Annotated in this window: 19 protein-coding genes; 13 read left to right on the top strand and 6 right to left on the bottom strand. The window is 66.6% G+C overall.

The window, feature by feature from the left end; translation table 11 throughout:
• Positions 1-19 precede the first annotated feature (19 nt).
• From TZ53_RS12105 to queF, 3 genes are all read right to left on the bottom strand, one after another.
• Entirely contained in the window at positions 20-2677 is a 2658-nt protein-coding gene (locus tag TZ53_RS12105) for a M1 family metallopeptidase (RefSeq protein WP_044663004.1), read from the bottom strand.
• Positions 2678-2865: 188 nt separating this feature from the next.
• A complete protein-coding gene (locus tag TZ53_RS12100; RefSeq protein WP_037482640.1) occupies positions 2866-3129 on the bottom strand; it encodes a GIY-YIG nuclease family protein in 264 nt (87 codons plus the stop codon).
• Between the two features lie 80 nt (positions 3130-3209).
• Positions 3210-3668, bottom strand: coding sequence for a preQ(1) synthase (gene queF / locus TZ53_RS12095; RefSeq protein WP_025549356.1), 459 nt, complete (start codon positions 3666-3668; stop codon positions 3210-3212).
• Positions 3669-3769: 101 nt separating this feature from the next.
• Here queF and TZ53_RS12090 point away from each other — a divergent pair, with 101 nt between their 5' ends.
• The 8 genes from TZ53_RS12090 to argB all read left to right on the top strand — a co-directional run bounded on the left by TZ53_RS12090 (position 3770) and on the right by argB (position 11694).
• Entirely contained in the window at positions 3770-4969 is a 1200-nt protein-coding gene (locus TZ53_RS12090; protein ID WP_044661421.1) for a hypothetical protein, read from the top strand.
• Positions 4970-5064: 95 nt separating this feature from the next.
• Positions 5065-5913, top strand: a complete 849-nt coding sequence (locus TZ53_RS12085) for a sulfurtransferase (protein ID WP_044661420.1) — start codon at positions 5065-5067, stop codon at positions 5911-5913.
• On the top strand, positions 5910-7133 hold the full coding sequence (gene metC, locus TZ53_RS12080; protein WP_044663003.1) for a cystathionine beta-lyase: 1224 nt from the start codon (positions 5910-5912) through the stop codon (positions 7131-7133). Before TZ53_RS12085 ends, metC begins: the two co-directional genes overlap by 4 nt.
• Positions 7130-8389, top strand: coding sequence for a mechanosensitive ion channel family protein (locus TZ53_RS12075; RefSeq protein WP_044661419.1), 1260 nt, complete (start codon positions 7130-7132; stop codon positions 8387-8389). Before metC ends, TZ53_RS12075 begins: the two co-directional genes overlap by 4 nt.
• Before the next feature lie 251 nt (positions 8390-8640).
• On the top strand, positions 8641-9399 hold the full coding sequence (locus tag TZ53_RS12070; RefSeq protein ID WP_044661418.1) for a TorF family putative porin: 759 nt from the start codon (positions 8641-8643) through the stop codon (positions 9397-9399).
• 100 nt (positions 9400-9499) lie between these two features.
• The gene (locus TZ53_RS12065) at positions 9500-10009 is read left to right on the top strand and encodes a sterol desaturase family protein (RefSeq protein ID WP_044663002.1); all 510 of its coding nucleotides are present in this window, start codon (positions 9500-9502) and stop codon (positions 10007-10009) included.
• A 70-nt stretch (positions 10010-10079) separates the two neighbouring features.
• Positions 10080-10751: a queuosine precursor transporter gene (locus TZ53_RS12060; RefSeq protein WP_044661417.1), complete on the top strand. Its 672-nt coding sequence runs from the start codon at positions 10080-10082 to the stop codon at positions 10749-10751.
• A gap of 25 nt (positions 10752-10776) precedes the next feature.
• Positions 10777-11694: an acetylglutamate kinase gene (gene argB, locus TZ53_RS12055; RefSeq protein ID WP_044661416.1), complete on the top strand. Its 918-nt coding sequence runs from the start codon at positions 10777-10779 to the stop codon at positions 11692-11694.
• A 55-nt stretch (positions 11695-11749) separates the two neighbouring features.
• On the opposite strand, the gene TZ53_RS12050 is transcribed toward argB, so the two are convergent.
• Entirely contained in the window at positions 11750-12277 is a 528-nt protein-coding gene (locus TZ53_RS12050; protein WP_044661415.1) for a GNAT family N-acetyltransferase, read from the bottom strand.
• 205 nt (positions 12278-12482) lie between these two features.
• Here TZ53_RS12050 and TZ53_RS12045 point away from each other — a divergent pair, with 205 nt between their 5' ends.
• From TZ53_RS12045 to TZ53_RS12025, 5 genes are read left to right on the top strand one after another with little or no spacing between them, the layout of a single operon-like run.
• Positions 12483-12773: a YggT family protein gene (locus TZ53_RS12045; protein ID WP_007688568.1), complete on the top strand. Its 291-nt coding sequence runs from the start codon at positions 12483-12485 to the stop codon at positions 12771-12773.
• Positions 12770-13099 (top strand): DUF167 family protein, encoded by a 330-nt coding sequence (locus TZ53_RS12040; RefSeq protein ID WP_025549347.1) that lies wholly within the window; start codon positions 12770-12772, stop codon positions 13097-13099. The genes TZ53_RS12045 and TZ53_RS12040 overlap by 4 nt, the downstream gene beginning before the upstream one ends.
• Positions 13096-13989 carry a bifunctional methylenetetrahydrofolate dehydrogenase/methenyltetrahydrofolate cyclohydrolase FolD gene (gene folD, locus TZ53_RS12035; protein WP_044661414.1) on the top strand — a complete coding sequence of 298 codons (894 nt, stop codon included), beginning with the start codon at positions 13096-13098 and terminating at the stop codon, positions 13987-13989. The genes TZ53_RS12040 and folD overlap by 4 nt, the downstream gene beginning before the upstream one ends.
• Positions 13986-14654, top strand: a complete 669-nt coding sequence (locus TZ53_RS12030) for a YybH family protein (protein ID WP_044661413.1) — start codon at positions 13986-13988, stop codon at positions 14652-14654. Before folD ends, TZ53_RS12030 begins: the two co-directional genes overlap by 4 nt.
• Entirely contained in the window at positions 14651-15268 is a 618-nt protein-coding gene (locus tag TZ53_RS12025; RefSeq protein ID WP_025549344.1) for a MarC family protein, read from the top strand. The genes TZ53_RS12030 and TZ53_RS12025 overlap by 4 nt, the downstream gene beginning before the upstream one ends.
• A 103-nt stretch (positions 15269-15371) precedes the next feature.
• Here the strand turns inward: TZ53_RS12025 and TZ53_RS12020 are convergent, their stop codons facing one another.
• Together TZ53_RS12020 and thrC are read right to left on the bottom strand one after the other, a co-directional pair.
• Complete coding sequence (locus TZ53_RS12020; RefSeq protein ID WP_044661412.1) at positions 15372-16253, bottom strand: class I SAM-dependent methyltransferase; 882 nt, start codon at positions 16251-16253, stop codon at positions 15372-15374.
• A 1-nt stretch (position 16254) separates the two neighbouring features.
• Positions 16255-17655, bottom strand: coding sequence for a threonine synthase (gene thrC, locus TZ53_RS12015; protein WP_044661411.1), 1401 nt, complete (start codon positions 17653-17655; stop codon positions 16255-16257).
• Positions 17656-17687 lie beyond the last annotated feature (32 nt).

Raw genomic sequence — 17687 nt, 5'->3', positions numbered from 1 at the left:
CGCTCCACCGCCCCCCATCTCACTTCCTGGCGAACCAGGCGAGCAGCGCAGGCTTCAGCCGCGCCCGCGTCTCGATCCGCGTCTTGATCGCGGCGATGGAGCGATCCACCACCTTGCGCGATTCCGGCGTCAGATATTGGGTCGCATAGGCGTCCAGCTTCGTCACCATCGCCGGATCGGCGGAGTTGCCGCCCAGCCGCGCAATCGCCTGGCTCCGCGCCGACACGTCGATCATCGCCTCATATTGCTGGCGGTGCGCCAGCACATAGTCGACGGCAAGCATCGAATGCTCCCCGCCCACGGCGGAGATGATCGCCGCGCTGGTCGTCTTGCCCGGCTCGTCCGTCATGGCGAGGTCCAGCGCCTTCTTCGCCAGCGCCTCATCCTTGGCGACGCCCAGCAGCGCGAAGACCGTGCTCTTTTCGAGGTCCGTCTTCGCCCCATTGGCCATGGCGCGCAGCCTGTCCCAGGTCGCGGCGTCGGCATTCTCGGCAATGATCCGCAGCCAGACATTGCGCAGCGGCCCGTCCAGCGCCGCCGGATTGCCGGCCAGCGCGGCGAAGCGCCTGTTCGCCTCCGCCACCACGGCCTTGTCGCCCATGCCGCCCAGCGTCGACACCAGCGCCGACCGCAGGACCGGCACCTGCGGATTCTCGCCCGGCCTGGCGTCGAAACCAACGGTCGCCAACACAGGGCTCAGCTTTTTCGAGGCATAGGCGGCAACCCGCGCCTGCGCGGCCTTGTCGCTCTCCAGCATCATATGGGCGCTGTCGAGATAGTCCGGCACCTCCGCCAGCACGGCGGGGCTGGCCGTCGCGGGCACGGCGTCGATCAGGTCGAGGGCCAGTCCCATGGGCTGATAGCCGCCCAGACCAAGCTGGAAATTGTCCGCCAGCAGGCCGATCTGGTCCATGGAGGCGAGCTTGGTGAAGTCCTTCGCAAGGGCCTTCACATTCGCCTCCGGATAGAGCGAGCGATAATAGCCCGTCTGCCCCGCATTGATGATATAGGCGCCGCAGCCCGGCAGCGTGACCTGCGCCGAGCCATTGAGGATCAGCCGCTGCTGCGCCCCGCCGCCCGCTTGACCGATAGCCTGGGCCATCACCGGCACATTCCATTTGAGCGGCACCTTGTCCTTGCGATCGCGGCTGAACTCGCCCTGCGAAAGCGACAGGATGGTCGAACCGCCCTGGCACTGGGCGCTGTCCACCTTCACCAGCGGAATGCCCGGCTGGCTGGTGAAATCATGCGCGATGCCCACCACGCCCTTGGCGCCCGCGCCCTCGACCGCTTTCCAGAGGTCGTCGGTCACGGTGTTCCCATAGGCATGCTGCTTCATATAGGCGCGGATGCCCGATCGCCACGCATCCTCCCCGGCAAAGCCCTCCAGCATGGTGATGACCGCCTCACCCTTTTCATAGGTGATGTCGTCGAACGCCTGGTTCACCTCATCGACGGTGTGGATCTTCTGGAGGATCGGGTGGGTCGTCGCCAGCGAATCGAGGCTCATCGCCCGCTCGCGGCCATTGACGCGGGAAAGCAGCATTTCCCATTCGGGGTTGAGCTTGTCCGTGACCTTGGTCGCCATCCAGCTTGCGAAACCCTCGTTCAGCCAGAGGTCGTCCCACCAGGCCATGGTGACGAGATCGCCGAACCACTGGTGCGCCATTTCATGCGCGACGATGGAATAGATGGTCCGCCGCGTGCTTTCCGACGTGAAGCGCGGATCGACCAGCAGCGCGCGTTCGAAGGTGAAGATCGCGCCCCAATTCTCCATGGCGGAGAAGAACTGGCTCTGTCCCGGCCCGGCGACATTGTCCAGCTTGGGCAGCGGGAAGGGCACGCCGAAATAGTCGTTATAATAAGGCAGGATCGCCGCCGAAGCGTCGAGCGCGAGTTGCGCCTTCCCCGTATTCCCCTTGCCGGTGATCACGCCGACCTCGGTCGCGCCCGCCTGTTTGGTGGCGCGCTCCAGTTCGCCCAGACCAAAGAACAGCAGATAGGAGGACATTTTGGGGCTGGTGCCGAAAGTCACCAGCTTCTTCCCCGATCCGGCGTCGCTGCTGCCCTTGACCGGCATGTTGCTGACCGCAAGCTGGTCGGCGGGGATGACGGCGGAAAGGTCGAAGGTCGCCTTGTAGCTCGGCTCGTCGAAGCTCGGCACGAAACGGCGGGCGTCGGGCGCCTCGAACTGGGTGAAGAGGGCGCGCTTCGCCTGACCCGCATTGTCGGTATAATCGAGCGCGAACAGGCCATTCGCCTGCGTATTGATGATCCCCGCATAGTCGATGGCAAGCTTGTAGCTGCCCGGCTGGACCGGCTTGCCGAAGTCGAAGGTGACGGTCTGCGCGTCGGCGTCGATCTTCGCGGTTCCCTTTACCGCCTTGCCCTTTGCGGGAGTCAGGGTGACGCTGCTCACCGTCAGGTCGGCGGCGTTCAGCACCAGCGCAGGCATCGCCTGCGTCACGGTGACGTCGATGGTCGTCTTGCCCGTGAACTTCAGATTGGCCGCATCGGGGGTGACGGTGATGGCATAATGGCTTGGCGCGGCGCCACGGGGCAATTGGGTGGTCACGCCCGCGGCGGGTCCGGCAGGCGCCGTCTGCGCCAGCGCCGGCATCGCCATGGCAAGCGGCGCGGCCGCCAGCATCAGCGGAAGGATCTTCGAAAAGGACATGAGGTTCGCAACTCCGACAGGTTGGAACGGCGCGGCAAAAGCTTCGCGCCAGGATGACAGGGGGATCGCCCCTTTCGCTTCACCGGTCAAGCCGGGCGTCCCACCGATGATGTCGTTGGTCGAATGTTGTTGTTCGTTTGTCAAACAAAGAGCTTCGTCATCCCAGCGAAAGCTGGGATCTCAGGCCGCTACGCGATGAAGTCGGACAAATCCCGCCACTCAGGATTGCTCTGCTCGATCAACTGAAGCTTCCAATCCCGCTTCCAGGCCTTCAGCGCCTTCTCCCGGGCGATGGCGTCATCGACCCGGCCATGCTCCTCGGCCAGCACCAGCCGATGCAGATTATATTTGCGACAGAAATCCGAACCCATGCCGCGACGGTGCTGATCGACGCGAACGGCAAGGTTGGTGGTAATCCCTACATACAACACGCCACGGGGCTTGTTTGTCATGATATAGGTCCAGCTTCGCCTCGCGGTCACGCATTGCCTCCTGAGATGCCAGCTTTCGCTGACATGACGACAAGGGCGGCTCAACCCCGCCCGCGATAGCCCGGCACATCCTGCGACGGCAGCCATAGCCCCGCCGGCGGCTCGCCCGATTGCCAGAACACATCGATGGGAATGCCCCCGCGCGGATACCAGTATCCGCCGATGCGCAGCCAGATCGGGTTCATCTCCGCGAACAGCCTCTCCCCGATCCCGACCGTGCAATCCTCATGGAAGGCGGCATGGTTGCGGAAGGAGCCCAGGAACAGCTTCAGCGACTTCGATTCGACGATGGTTGCGGCGGGCGCATAGTCGATCACCAGATGGGCGAAGTCCGGCTGCCCCGTCACTGGGCAGAGCGAGGTGAATTCCGGCGCGGTGAAGCGCACCAGATAGGGCTTTCCCGGCCGGGGATTGGGCACATAGTCGAGCACGGCGTCTTCGGGACGCGCAGGCAAGGCACTGGCCTGGCCCAGATGAAGTGGAGTCGGCATGTCAGTCATGGCAGGCCATCTACGCCATTGCACGGCAGATGTCATCGCCGCGCCTCTCTTGCCTTTCGTTCATGGCGGGTTCACTTGGGCGGATGCCTTGGCTGCCACCCATGGGGTTCCGCTTCTCGCTTCTGTTCGCCGCGCCGCTGCTGCTGGCCACGCCTGCCTTCGCCCAGCAGGAAAATAGCGCCGATCCGGTCTTCAACCTGCCTCGCACCCAGCCGCAGACCCAGACCAATCCCAATGCACAGGGGCCGGAACTGGACGTGTTTCGTGGCGCGCCCACCACGGTGACGCCGCCGCCGGTCGTCGCGCCGACGATCCAGCTTCCGCCCATCGCCGCCCCGGCGCCTGCCCAGCCGCAGCCGCAAAGCCAGCCCACCCGGCCATCCTCCCGGCCGGAGCGCGCGCCGCAAGCTGCACCGCAAGCTGCACCGCAGAGCCAGACCCCGGCCGAAAAACCCGCCCCCGCGGAGACGCCTCCGCCGCCATCCCCCATCGAAAACCAGAGCCTCCCCCCTGCCGACAACGCCACCGTCCCCAGCCCGACGCCGGCGCCGCTGGGCCCGCCTCAGCAGCCCCCCGCCCCCACATGGCCCTGGATCGCCGCCGCCGCAGCGGTCGCCGCCGTCCTGCTGATCGGAGCCCGCTTCCGGCTGCGCCGCCGCAAGCAGGGCGCGGCGGAGGAACCGCCCTACGAAGCCGAAGCCGCGCCGCCGCCCGTGCCGGCTACACCCCCGCCGCAAGCCAAGGCAATGCCTGCCCCGCCCGAACCCAAGCCCGCGCCCGACGATGCCGACCGCCCATGGATCGATCTCGCCATGGACGTGCAGGCCGCCCGCCTGACATTGCTGGGCGCGACCATCGCCTACCGGCTGACGCTCCACAATCGCGGCAGCCGCACGGCGGAGGACATCCTCGTCCGCAGCCTGATCGCCAATGCCGATGCGCAGCAACAGGCGCTGTTCCAGCCATTCTTCGCGGGCGAAACCGGCCTCCCCGTCCATTCGGTGGTATCCATCGCGCCCGGCGAGACGCAGAAGCTCAGCGGGGAAATGCGCCTGGACGCACAGGCGATCGCCGCCATCCCCATGGGCCAGCGGGCCCTGCTGATCCCGCTGATCGCCTTCGACGCCCGTTATAGCTGGACGGGCGACCGCGAAGGCACGGGACGCAGCGGCAGCGTCTTCATCGTCGGGGAAGAACAATCGCCCCCGGTCGAGCGCCTCTCCCCCTTCCGCCTTGACCTTGGCCCGCGCCAATACCGCACCCCCGGCAGCCGCGCGACCGCGCTCAACCTCTCCAGCTAAGGCCAATCGGCCCTTCCCACCTCCGCCCGCCGCTCCTAGAATGGCTCTGCGCCACCCATGCAGGTGGCCGAACGAGCGAGGGAGCAAGGGCACGCATGGACATATTGGTATCGACCGACTGGCTTGAGGGAGAATTGGGCAAGCCCGACCTCCGGATCGTCGACGCCAGCCTGTTCCTTCCCGGCGTGCCCCGCGATCCCGGGGCCGAGTTCGAGGCCGTCCATATCCCCGGCGCCGCGTTCCTCGACCTGCCAAGCCTGGCCGACGCGGAAGATCCGCGCCCCGGCATGCTGCCGACCGACGATTTCATGACGGAGCGCTGCCGCCGGCTGGGCATCGACGCGGACAGCCGGATCGTCGTCTATGACAACAGCCCCACCCACAGCGCGGCGCGCGGCTGGTGGATGATGCGCCTCTATGGCGTGGGCAAGGGCGCGGCGATCCTCGACGGCGGCCTGCCCAAATGGCTGGCGGAGGGACGGCCGACGGAAAGCGGCATGCCGGCGCCACCGCCCGGCAATGCCGTTGCGAAACGCGCCGTCGGGCAGGTCCGCACCAAGGAGGATCTTCTCGCCAACCTCGAAAGCCAGGCCGAACAGGTGCTCGACGCACGCGGCGCGGCACGCTTCACGGGGGAGGAGAAGGAGCCCCGCCCCGGCATGGCGTCGGGCCATATTCCGGGCAGCCGCAACATTCCCTCCTCCGCCTTCTATCATGCCGACAACAGCATGAAGCGGGGCGAGGACCTTCGCCGCCTGTTCCTGGACGCCGGGACCGATTTCGACCGTCCGATCATCACGAGCTGTGGCAGCGGCGTGACGGCGGCGATCCTGCTCGCGGGCCTCGAACTGCTCGGCAAGACCGACGTCACCCTCTATGACGGAAGCTGGTCCGAATGGGGGCTGGACCCGGCCACGCCGAAAGCGACCGGCCCCGCCGCATGAGCCAGGATGCCGACAAGCGGCGCGACCGCAAGCCCCTGACCCAGATCGCACAGGCAGGCCGCAAGCCCGAATGGACGGGCATGCCGGGCCAGCCCGGCGGCATCGTCAACCCGCCGGTGTGGCGGGCCTCCACCATTCTCTACGACGATGTCGCGCATCTGCGCAGCGCGGCGGGGCGCAGCACGCATGAACGCCTGTTCTACGGGCGCAAGGGCACGCCAACGGCATGGAGCCTGTCGGACGCCCTCACCGAAATGGAGCCGGGCGCCGAAGGCACCATGCTCTACCCATCGGGCGTGGCGGCCATCGCCTGCGCGCTGATGGCGGTGCTGAAACCCGGCGACCAGCTCCTGATGGTCGACAGCGCCTATGATCCGACCCGCAATTTCTGCGAGCAGATGCTGCGTCCGCTCGGCATAGAGACGGTCTATTACGACCCGGCCGTGGGCGCCGGGATCGCGGACCTCATCACCGACGCCACCCGCGCCATCTTCCTGGAAAGCCCCGGCAGCCTGACCTTCGAGGTGCAGGACGTTCCCGCCATCACCGCCATAGCCCGCGACCGGGGCGTGGCGACCCTGATCGACAACACCTGGGCCACGCCCTGGTTCTTCCCGGCGCTCAGCCATGGCGTCGACATCAGCATCCTCGCCTGCACCAAATATATCGTCGGCCATAGCGATGTGATGATCGGATCGGTGACGGCCACCCCAGCCTTCTTCCCGAAAATCCGCCAGACCGCCTATCTGTTCGGCCAGATGACCAGCCCCGACGACGCCTGGCTCGCCGCGCGGGGCCTGCGCACCCTGGGCGTCCGCCTCAACCAGCACCAGGCGAGCGCCCTGCGCATCGCGCAATGGCTGTCGCAGCAGCCCGATGTCGCCCGCGTCCTCCACCCGGCCCTGCCCTCCTGCCCCGGTCATGCCCTGTGGCAACGCGATTTCACCGGCTCCAGCGGCCTGTTCAGCTTCGTCCTCAAGGGCGGCGATGAAAAGGCCCGCGCCGCCCTGATCGACGGTCTCGCCCATTTCGGCATCGGCTATAGCTGGGGCGGCTTCGAAAGCCTGGCCCTGCCCGTCGATCCTGCGCGCTACCGCACCGCCACCGCCTGGCAGGCGGAGGGGCCGCTCGTCCGGCTCCAGATCGGGCTGGAGGACAGCGACGACCTGATAGCCGATCTCGACGCGGGCCTTGCCCGCTTCCGGGCCATGCGCGGATGACGCCGGGCTTGCCCGATCTCCTGTCCCTGTTGCCGGGCGATCCCGCCATCGTCCATCCCCTGGTCGCGCTGGCGCTGGCCGTCGCCATCCATCTGGTCGCCAGCGCCGTCGCCCGGTTCGCCTCGCCGCGCCTGCGCCACCGCTTCCGCGCCCTGGGGGAGGCGCTGGCGGGGCATCTGCGCCCGATCCTGCGCCACGCCATCGCCGCCCTCGTCATGGCCCTGGCCGTCGCCTTCTGGCCGATCGGGGACTTCGCCCATCTGATCCTGAGCGCCGCGCTCGCCCTGTCCCTCTCGCTGCTGGCCGTCCACATATTGCGCAGCCTCGCCATAGCGCGCCTTGCCGTGCTGCCGATCGCCCTGCTGCTGTTCGTGATGGTCCTTTCCGGCAGCAGCGGCGGCTTCGCCCCGGTGGCGGACATGCTGGACGGCGTGGGCCTCGACCTCGGCAGGCGGCGCGTCACCCTGCTCGGGCTGGTCAGCATGGCCGCGATCTGCGTCGCGCTGTTCGCCCTGGTCCGCCTGGCCAACCGCATCGTCGGACGCAGCATCAGCCGCGCCCATGGACTGGACGCCACGCAGAAGCTGCTGGCGCAGAAGCTGGCCGCCATCGTCGTGGTCGTCGCCGCCTTCTTCATCGGCGTCGACCTGCTGGGGATAGACCTCACCGCCTTCACCGTCTTCTCCGGCGCGCTGGGGCTGGCCGTGGGTTTCGGCCTGCAGAAGACCTTCGGCAATCTGATCGCCGGGATCATCCTGCTGATGGACCGATCGATCAAGCCGGGCGACGTCATCGTCGTGGGCGACAGCTTCGGCTGGGTGAACAAGATCGGCGTGCGCGCCGTCAGCGTCATCACCCGCGACGGCAAGGAACATCTGATCCCGAACGAAAACCTGATGACGCAGGAGGTGGAGAACTGGTCCTATTCCGACCGCAACGTCCGCGTCCGCATCCCCGTCGGCATCGGTTATGACAGCGACCTGAAGCTGGCGCAGGAACTGATGCTGCGCGCCGCGCAGGAAAGCCCCCGCGTGCTCCGCAATCCCAAGCCCAATGTCTGGCTCACCGCCTTTGGCGAGAACCGGGTCGAACATGACATATTGGTGTGGATCAGCGACCCGGAAAGCGGCGTCGGCAATGTGAAGTCCGATGTGCTCGGCCGGCTCTGGCTGCTGTTCCGCGAACATGGCATCACCATCCCCTATCCGCAGCGCGTCATTCACGCGGCGCGGGATTCAGCGCCCCTTTTCCCCTAGCCGGCCAGTCCCGAATTGCGGCGAAAACCGTGCGCGGCCGCGCCCGGTGCCATAATCATGCCTGATTTTGTTGCAGACCAGCAACATTACAGCAGCAAACTTCATCGACCAGCAATAAAATCTTGTGCGCCGCAGCGGGGAAAGGCATCCCTCCTTCGTTGAGGCAACCCGGTCCATCCCGTGCAGGGCGATAGAGATCCGGGACCATGACGCAGGTGGGACGATCGCAGATACCATCAAGGGGAAATCATATGCGTAAGTCCATACTCGGCCTCTCGGCCCTTGCCCTTGCCGCCATGTCGGCACCGGCCTTCGCTCAGGACGAGCCCACTCCGGATCTCACCGTGACCGGCAACGCTGCCGTGGTCACGGATTATCGCTTCCGCGGCATTTCGCAGACGGACAAGCGCTTCGCATTGCAGGGCGGCCTCACCGTGACGCACAGTTCGGGCTTCTACGTCTCGACCTGGGGCAGCTCGATCGATGACTATGTCGCCGCTGGCAGCGATCAGGAACTTGACCTGATCGCCGGTTACTCCAAGACCGTCGGCGCGGCCACGTTCGATGTCGGCGTACTCTATTATTACTATCCCGGCTCGGGCGGCGGCAACACCGACTTCGTCGAGCCCTATGCATCGATCAAGGGCACCTTCGGCCCGGCGACCGCCAAATTGACCGCCAACTATGCTCCCAAGGCCAAGGCGCTCACCGTCGACGGCGTTCACAAGGAAGACAATCTGTACCTTGCCGGTGACCTGTCGGCCAGCATTCCGAATTCCCCGCTGGGCGTGTCGGCACATCTGGGCCACAGCTTCGGGCCGAGCTATCTCGTTCCCGTCGGCAAAGGCTATACCGACTGGAGCATCGGCGCGACCTACACCTGGAGCCATTTGACCTTCGGCGTCAGCTATGTGGACACCGACACCCATTTCCGGCCGAATGCTGGCGCTGGCAACTTCCGCGATGCCGCCAGGGGCGGCGTGGTAGGTTCGGTTACCGCGTCCTTCTGATCGCACGACAAGTTACGAAGGGCCGCGATCCATTTCGGTCGCGGCCTTTTTTTGTCCTTTGCAGCTCGCCTGCATGCAGGTCGCAACCTATAATGCGCCGATGACCGCCCTTTCGCTCATCCTCATCTTCCTCGCGACAGTCGTCGCGATGGAGGGCTTCGCCTATGTCATGCATCGCTGGGTGATGCACGGGCCGGGCTGGTTCCTGCACGCCAGCCACCATCGGGAACGCACCGGCCGCTGGGAAGCGAACGACCTCTATTTCGTGATCTTCGCCATGCCCTCCATCCTGCTGCTGCTGGGCGGCGTGCAGTGGCAGTGGGGCGACTGGGCGACGGCGATGGGCGCCGGCATCGCGGCCTATGGCGCCATCTATCTCGGCTTCCACGACATCATCGTCCATCGCCGCATCGGCCATCGCCACGTCCCCCGCTCCGCCTATATGAAGCGGATCGTCCAGGCCCATCGCCTGCACCATGCGGTGGAGACGAAACAGGGCTGCGTCAGCTTCGGCTTCCTCGTCGCGCCAAGCCCGGAAGCGTTGAAGCGCACACTCGCGCGGAACGGCAAGGCGGGGCTGCGCGCCGCCAAGGGCGCTTTGGAGAGCTGAACGGGCGAACGGAAGCTGCCCCGCCTTCTAAGCACTTCCCACTCCGCCGAAACCCCGGTAAGTGCCGGCAATGGCTTCGCATCCCGCGCCCATTGCGCGTTCGCTTTTCGTCTTTTCGATCTTCTATGGCGGCATGGTCTGCATTGCGGGCGTGCTCGGCAACAAGCAGGTGACGCTGGGGCCGCTGTCCGCCATCGGTCCCTGGTTCGGCCTTGGTCCGCTGGCGGTGGAGGCAGGCATATTCGCCTTCCTGCTGCTGGTGACGATTTCCAGCGCCGTGGCGGAACTGCATGGCCGCGCCGTCGCCAACCGGCTGGTGCAGGTGGGCTTCCTGCCGCTGATCGCCTCCATATTGCTGTCCATCGTCGTGCTGTCCGTGCCCGCCGCCAGCGACATGGACCCGGCAAGGCGCGACGCCTTCGCGCTGATGATGGGCGGCACGCCGCGCATCTGGCTGGGCGGGATCATCGCCTATGGCATTTCACAGACGCTGAACGTCACCCTCTTCGCCGCGCTCAAGGGGCGGGAGGGCAGCCGCCTGCTCTGGCTGCGCGCCGCGGTCGCAAGCATATTGTCGCAGATCGCGGATACCCTGCTCTTCGTCTCCATCGCCTTTTACGGCGTGTTCCCGATCGGAGAGCTGCTGCTGGGCCAGATGCTGGCGAAGATCACGCTGTCGGCGCTGCTGGTGCCGCCCGTCATCTATGCGCTGGTCGCGCTGGGGCGGCGGCTGGATCGTTAGCTTGCGGCTGGGCGCATAGTGCCCTATGCGCCCGCGCATGAACAGCAAGCACGCCCCCGATCCGGCGCTCCTCGCCAAGGCCGAAACCCTCGTCGAAGCATTGCCCTATATGCAGCGATATGCGGGCAAGACCTTCGTCGTGAAATATGGCGGCCATGCCATGGGCGATCCGGAGGCGGCGCGCGATTTCGCGGAGGATGTCGTGCTGATGAAGGCGGTCGGCATCAATGTCGTCGTCGTCCATGGCGGCGGACCGCAGATCGGCGCGATGCTGAAGAAGCTGGGCGTCGAATCGCAGTTCGTCGGCGGCCTGCGCGTCACTGACAAGGAAACCGCGCAGATCGCGGAAATGGTGCTGGCCGGATCGATCAACAAGGAGATCGTGGGCTGGATCTCCGGCGCTGGCGGCCGCGCGGTGGGCATTTCGGGCAAGGATGGCGGCCTGGTCCTCTGCGAAAAGGTGCTGGGCAAGCGGGAGGCGGACCCCAATTCCGGCATAGAACGCAATGTCGACCTGGGCTTTGTCGGCGATCCGGTGCGGGTCGACCGCAGCATCCTCGACACGCTGACGCAGAACGGGATCATTCCGGTGGTCGCGCCGGTAGGCATCGGCGCGGACGGGCACACCTACAATGTCAATGCCGACACCATGGCGGGCGCCATAGCGGCGGAATTGCAGGCGGCGCGCTTCTTCCTCCTCACCGACGTGGCGGGCGTGCTGGACAAGCAGGGCCAGTTGCTGACCGATCTCGACCCGGCGGCGATCCAGGGACTGGAGGAGGACGGCACCATCAGCGGCGGCATGATCCCGAAGCTGGAAACCTGCGTCCGTGCGGTGGAAGGCGGGGTGGACGCCGCCGTCATCCTCGACGGCCGGGTGCCGCATGCGATGCTGCTGGAAATCTTCACCGATCGCGGTGCGGGCACGTTGGTGCACCGGTGATCGGACGGTAAGGCCATGTGCTCCCGCCCGCGCAGGAGCACACTCATCTGCCTCTTCAACGTCCCTTGAGAAGCAGCGCCGGATCGGCCCAATGATAGCGCTGCTCCGGCAAAGTGCGCCCATCGGGACCGGCTTTGGCCGTATTTTCCACCACCAGCCCGCCGCGATGCCCATAAAATCCCCTCGCCGCATGATTGTCGGCATAGCACCAGAGGTACAGGCCGCTTCCGGGGAAATGCTCCAGCGACCATCGGGCCGCCTCGGCCAACAAGGCGCTGCCCAGCCCCTTGCCCCTGGCGTCCGGCAGGGCATGCAGATTGTCGACCAGCGTGCCCCAGCGCGGATGATCCGCGCCGACCAGGCAGGCGAAGCCGACCGGCCGCCCCTCCTCTTCCACGACGATGATCCGCTGTGTGGGCGCTGCTTCGGCCAGCCGCCGCCTCCAATGCGCCAACCGCTCCGCCTCGATCCCGCCCGCCAGATAGGCCGGGTCCATGAAATGCGCATAGGCGCTGCGCCAGCTTGCCACATGGCAGGCGGCGATCAGGGGAGCGTCCTCAGGCGTGGCGTCGCGAAATTCCATGGGGCGGGGTATAGCGGCGGGGCTGGCGAAATCCATGCCGCTGGCCGAACGGGCCTTGCATCTGGTGGAATAATCCCCCACCGCGCTGGCGATGCGGGCATCCCCTCGGCTCCATCGGCTTTGCTTTCCGCGATTTCCGGGCCGTCTGATGTTCCATCCGGCTTGAAATCGCTCTAGAGCGAATGCCCATCAGTTCGGAGATCGCATGGCCTACGCCCTCTATCAGATCATCGTCATCCTGCTCGATGTGCTGTGGTGGATCATCATCATCCAGGCCATCATGAGCTGGCTGATCGCCTTCAACGTCGTCAATCTCTCTAATGATTTCGTGCGCACCGTGATGGTCGCGCTGGATCGGATGACGGCGCCCATCTACAATCCCATCCGCCGGGTGCTGCCGGACCTGGGCGCGCTCGACCTGTCGCCCATGGTCGTGCTGCTGGGCATTCTCATCATCCGCCAGGCCATATTGCCGCCGCTGTTCGGGCTGGTGTGACGGTCTGGAGCCGGGACGGCGACGATCTCCTCCTCTCCGTCCGCCTGACGCCGGGCGCGACGCGGGAGGAGGTCGGCGGCGTCTGGACGGACGACAGGGGCGCGGCGTGGCTGAGCGCCCGCGTCCGCGCCGTGCCGGAAAAGGGCAAGGCCAATGCGGCGCTGATCGCGCTGCTGGCGAAGCGGCTGGATTGGCCCCGCAGCGCGATTTCGCTGGAATCGGGCGACACCAACCGGCTAAAGCGGCTGCGGATCAAGGGGGGCGGTGAAGCGTTGGCCTATGGCCGGCTCTCCACCATTATCGAAGAACAGGGTGAAGCATCATGACCATCGGCAAGATCATCGACGGCAAGGCCTTTGCGGAGACGCTTCGCGGCAAGGTCGCGGACGGGGTCGGCGCTTTCATAGCGAAGACGGGACGCAAGCCAGGTCTGGCCGTGGTGCTGGTGGGCGAGGACCCGGCCAGTTCCGTCTATGTCCGCAACAAGGGCAAGATGACCGTCGCCGTGGGCATGGAAAGCATGGAGTTCAAGCTGCCCGCTTCCATAGGCGAGGAGGAATTGCTGGACCTGGTCGAGGAACTGAATGCCGACGACCGGGTGGACGGCATCCTCGTCCAGTTGCCGCTGCCGTCGCACATCAACGAAGCATCGGTGATCGGCACGATCGATCCCGCCAAGGATGTGGATGGGTTCCATGTCGTCAATTCGGGCCTGCTCGCCACCGGGCAGGAGGCGCTGGTGCCCTGCACGCCGCTGGGCTGCATCATGCTGCTGAAGGATGAGCTGGGCGACCTTTCCGGCCTGGAGGCGGTGGTCGTCGGCCGCTCCAACATCGTGGGCAAGCCGATGGCGCAATTGCTGCTGGCGGAAAATTGCACGGTCACCATCGCGCACAGCCGCACGCGGGACATCGCCTCGGTGGTGCATCGCGCCGACATCGTCGTCGCCGCCGTGGGCCGGGCGGAAATGGTGAAGGGCGAGTGGATCAGGCCCGGCGCGACCGTGATCGACGTCGGCATCAACCGCGTCACCGATACGGATGACGGCAAGAGCCGGATCGTCGGCGACGTCGCCACGGCCGAGGCGCTGGCGCATGTCCGCGCCATCACCCCGGTGCCGGGCGGCGTCGGGCCGATGACCATCGCCGTCCTGCTGCGCAATACGCTGGTGGCGGCGCATGCGCGGGCCGGACTGCCCAAGCCGGAGGGGCTGTGAAGGCGCGCGCCGCGCTTCTTGCCCTGACATTGCCGGCGCTGGTGGGCGCGCGCCCGCCCATGCGTTATCAACCCGATCCCAGTTCCGTGTTCGCCGCCGAACTCGCCTTCAACCGGCTGGCGCAGCAGAAGGGGCAATGGACCGCCTTCCGCGCAACGGCGGCGGACGAGGCGGTGATGTTCGTGCCGCAGCGGGTGCTGGCGAAGCAATGGCTGAAGGGCCGCGCCGATCCGCCCGCCCCGGTAAGCTGGACGCCGTCGGCCATCTATGTGTCCTGCGACGGCAATCTGGCGGCCAGCACCGGCGGCTGGAAGCGGCCGGACGGATCGGTCGGCTATTTCACCACCATCTGGCAACGGGACAGGAAGGGCGAATGGAAATGGATCATGGACCATGGCGACACGCTCGCCAGCGCCCGTGAAGCGCCCGAATTCCTCATCGGCAAGGTCGCGACCTGCAAGCGCGGCCGCGCCGGCGACGGCCCCCGGTCGGCCGTTCCCCCTCCGGATCGCAAAACGGGCGGGATACAGCCGGTTCCCGGCGACGAAAGCCTGAGCTGGAGCGCAGAAGCCGCCCCGGACGGCAGCCGCCGCGTGACCGTGCGCATGTGGAACGGCACCGGCTATGAAACGGTGATCGACGACAGGGTGGCCGCGGCGCCATGACGGAACTGTTCATCTCCGCCTTCGTCACCCTGTTCGTGGTGATCGACCCGCCGGGCTGCGCGCCGATCTATGCCAGCCTCACCACCGGCGCGACGCAGATCCAGCGGCGCGGCATGGCGATCCGCGCCGTGGCCATCGCCGCAGGCATCCTGCTGCTGTTCGCGCTCTGGGGCAAGCAGTTGCTGGGCGTGCTGGGAATAGAGCTGGACAGTTTCCGCATCGCGGGTGGGATCATGCTGTTCATCATCGCCATGGACATGGTGTTCGAAAAGCGCACCCAGCGGCGAGAGGACCGGGCCCAGAAGATCGCGGAAACGCCCGAGGTCGAGGATGTTTCGGTCTTCCCCATGGCGATGCCGATGATCGCCGGGCCGGGTTCGATCGCCACGGTCATGCTGCTGATGTCACGGGCGGAAGGGCTGAGCGAGCGGCTGGTGGTGATCGGCGCGGTGGTCGTGACGCTGGTGCTGATGCTGGGGTCGCTGCTGGCGGCGGGGCCGATCATGGCGCTGCTCGGCGCCAAGATCGAAGCGGTGATCACGCGGCTGCTGGGCGTCCTGCTGGCGGCACTGGCCGCTCAGTTCGTGATCGACGGGCTGAAGGCCAGTTTCTAAAGCGCACCGCGTTAAATCGGGCGCGGGCAGGAGCCGGTCGACACGTCTGGACCGCGCAGACGGAAGAAACTTCAGCCGCCCGTCGCCCAATGACGGAATGGACTCAGCGGCTCCACCGGGCCCAGATCGCGGTGGGCAGCATCAATCCGCGCGCCTCTTCGCGCACCGCCAGTTCGCCCGCTTCCACGGTGCCCGGCAGATCGGCAAAGGCCTGGCGCAGCAATTCCCCGATGGCCAGCGCCGACATGCGCACGGCATAGACGGTCAGGAACAGAAAGCGGCTGTCCGCATCCAGCAATTGCCGGCAATGGGCGATCAGCCCCGGCAGATCCTCCTCCAGCCGCCAGACCTCTCCATCGGGCCCACGGCCATATTTGGGGGGATCGAGCAATATGCCGTCATAGCGCCGCCCGCGCCGCACCTCGCGCGCGACGAACTTCGCCGCATCGTCGACGATCCAGCGGACCGGCCGGTCCTCCAGCCCCGACAGCGCGGCGTTGGCCCGCGCCTGCGCCACCGACTTCTTGGAGGCATCGACATGCACCATCTGCGCGCCCGCCGCCGCCATGGCCAGCGTGCCGACGCCGGTATAGCCGAACAGGTTCATCACCTGCGCCTGATCCCCGGCGCTGACCTTGTCCGCGACCTTGCCGCGCATCCAGTCCCAGACCGGCGCCATGTCGGGAAAGAAGCCCAGATGGCGAAAGGGCGTGCAACTCGCCTGAAACGTCACCTCGTTCCAGCGCAGGGGCCAGCCTTCGGCCGGCACGGGGCGCTCGTAGAACCAGCGCCCGCCGCCCTCCTCGTCGGAACCGGGGACGAATTCGCCGTCGGCCTGCCAATCGTCCTGCGCGGGCGCCCACATCGCCTGCGGCTCCGGCCGGATGAAGCGGTGACGGCCATAGCGCTCCAGCTTCCGCCCATGACCCGAATCGATCAGGCCATAGTCCGGCCAGGGCTCACCGATGAGGGTCTGAAGGTTCACCTCAGCCCCTCGGCGTCGCCCGCTCCGCGACATAGGCCGTGACCGCGTCGAAGGTGCCGGGCAGCTTGGCATAGGCCTCTTCCCGCGCGAACAGATCGCCCACGCGCGAAGGCAGCGAGGGGCGGATTCCCGTGGCCCGCTCGACCGCCGTGGGGAACTTGGCCGCATGCGCCGTCGCCAGCGTGACCACCGGCACCGCCGGGTCGAGGTCGATCGCCCGCGCCGCCGCCAGGCCGACCGCGCTGTGCGGATCGATCACCTGCCCCGCCGCGTCATAGGCCCAGCGCATCGCCATGGTCATGGCGTCGGCATCGACCCGCGCCGACGCGAACAGCGCCGATGCGCCGTCCCGCTGCGCATTGGTGAGGCGCATCGCCTTGCTCGCCTCGAATCCCTTCATCTGCTCCGCCAGCGCCCTGCCGTCGCGCCCGCCCGCGTCGAACAGCAGCCGCTCGAAGTTCGAACTGACCTGAATGTCCATGCTGGGGGTGGCGGTCGCCACCACCTGCCCCTGGCTATAGTCACCCTCCGACAGCGCGCGGTGGAGGATGTCGTTGACGTTGGTCGCGACCATCAGCTTCGCGACCGGCAAGCCCATCTTCGCCGCGACATAGCCCGCGAACACATCACCGAAATTGCCGGTGGGGACGGAGAAGGCGATGGCGCGTTCGGGCGCGCCCAGACGGACCGCGGCGTAGAAATAATAGACGACCTGCGCCATCAGCCGGGCCCAGTTGATGCTGTTCACCGCCGACAGGTTGAAACGGCGCGCGAAGCCGGCGTCGTTGAACATCGCCTTCACCAGCGCCTGCGCGTCGTCGAAGCTGCCGTCGATGGCGATATTGTGGACATTGGGCGCCAGCACCGTGGTCATCTGCCGCCGCTGCACGTCCGACACGCGGCCGTCCGGATGCAGCATGAAGATGTCGATCTTCTCACGTCCGGCGACCGCATCGATCGCCGCCGATCCGGTGTCGCCGGAGGTCGCGCCGACGATGGTCAGATGATCGTCCCGACGCGACAGGAAGCGCTCGAACAACTGGCCCAGCAGTTGCAGCGCCACATCCTTGAACGCCAGCGTCGGCCCGTGGAACAGCTCCAGCAGCCAATGCCGGTGGTTGAGCTGCACCAGCGGCGTCACCGCGTCATGGCTGAACCGGCCATAGGCGGCGGTGCACAACTCCCGCAATTCCTCTTCGCCCAGCGATCCGGCGACGAAAGGCGCCATGACCCGTACCGCCGTTTCGACATAGGAAAGGCCCGAAAGCGCGCGAATCTGGTCTGCGGAGAAGCTGGGCCAGCTTTCCGGCACATAGAGACCGCCATCGGACGCCAGCCCGGCCAGCGTCACATCCTCGAACCCGAGCGCAGGCGCGCTCCCTCTGGTGCTCACATAGTGCATGATGGGGTAGCGCGGTAACGCCGGACGCGCCT

The sequence above is a fragment of the Sphingobium sp. YBL2 genome (genome assembly GCF_000943805.1).
Classification (GTDB): domain Bacteria; phylum Pseudomonadota; class Alphaproteobacteria; order Sphingomonadales; family Sphingomonadaceae; genus Sphingobium; species Sphingobium fuliginis.
Note: the sequence above shows the minus strand (reverse complement) of the source record. Positions and strands in the feature narration are given on the sequence as shown.

What these genes read in the sequence shown, in the direction of transcription:
- TZ53_RS12105 (WP_044663004.1), bottom strand. Translation starts at nt 2,677, where the DNA reads ATGTCCTTTTCGAAGATCCTTCCGCTGATGCTGGCGGCCGCGCCGCTT.
- TZ53_RS12100 (WP_037482640.1), bottom strand. Translation starts at nt 3,129, where the DNA reads ATGACAAACAAGCCCCGTGGCGTGTTGTATGTAGGGATTACCACCAAC.
- queF (WP_025549356.1), bottom strand. Translation starts at nt 3,668, where the DNA reads ATGACTGACATGCCGACTCCACTTCATCTGGGCCAGGCCAGTGCCTTG.
- TZ53_RS12090 (WP_044661421.1), top strand. Translation starts at nt 3,770, where the DNA reads ATGGGGTTCCGCTTCTCGCTTCTGTTCGCCGCGCCGCTGCTGCTGGCC.
- TZ53_RS12085 (WP_044661420.1), top strand. Translation starts at nt 5,065, where the DNA reads ATGGACATATTGGTATCGACCGACTGGCTTGAGGGAGAATTGGGCAAG.
- metC (WP_044663003.1), top strand. Translation starts at nt 5,910, where the DNA reads ATGAGCCAGGATGCCGACAAGCGGCGCGACCGCAAGCCCCTGACCCAG.
- TZ53_RS12075 (WP_044661419.1), top strand. Translation starts at nt 7,130, where the DNA reads ATGACGCCGGGCTTGCCCGATCTCCTGTCCCTGTTGCCGGGCGATCCC.
- TZ53_RS12070 (WP_044661418.1), top strand. Translation starts at nt 8,641, where the DNA reads ATGCGTAAGTCCATACTCGGCCTCTCGGCCCTTGCCCTTGCCGCCATG.
- TZ53_RS12065 (WP_044663002.1), top strand. Translation starts at nt 9,500, where the DNA reads ATGACCGCCCTTTCGCTCATCCTCATCTTCCTCGCGACAGTCGTCGCG.
- TZ53_RS12060 (WP_044661417.1), top strand. Translation starts at nt 10,080, where the DNA reads ATGGCTTCGCATCCCGCGCCCATTGCGCGTTCGCTTTTCGTCTTTTCG.
- argB (WP_044661416.1), top strand. Translation starts at nt 10,777, where the DNA reads ATGCGCCCGCGCATGAACAGCAAGCACGCCCCCGATCCGGCGCTCCTC.
- TZ53_RS12050 (WP_044661415.1), bottom strand. Translation starts at nt 12,277, where the DNA reads ATGGAATTTCGCGACGCCACGCCTGAGGACGCTCCCCTGATCGCCGCC.
- TZ53_RS12045 (WP_007688568.1), top strand. Translation starts at nt 12,483, where the DNA reads ATGGCCTACGCCCTCTATCAGATCATCGTCATCCTGCTCGATGTGCTG.
- folD (WP_044661414.1), top strand. Translation starts at nt 13,096, where the DNA reads ATGACCATCGGCAAGATCATCGACGGCAAGGCCTTTGCGGAGACGCTT.
- TZ53_RS12025 (WP_025549344.1), top strand. Translation starts at nt 14,651, where the DNA reads ATGACGGAACTGTTCATCTCCGCCTTCGTCACCCTGTTCGTGGTGATC.
- thrC (WP_044661411.1), bottom strand. Translation starts at nt 17,655, where the DNA reads ATGCACTATGTGAGCACCAGAGGGAGCGCGCCTGCGCTCGGGTTCGAG.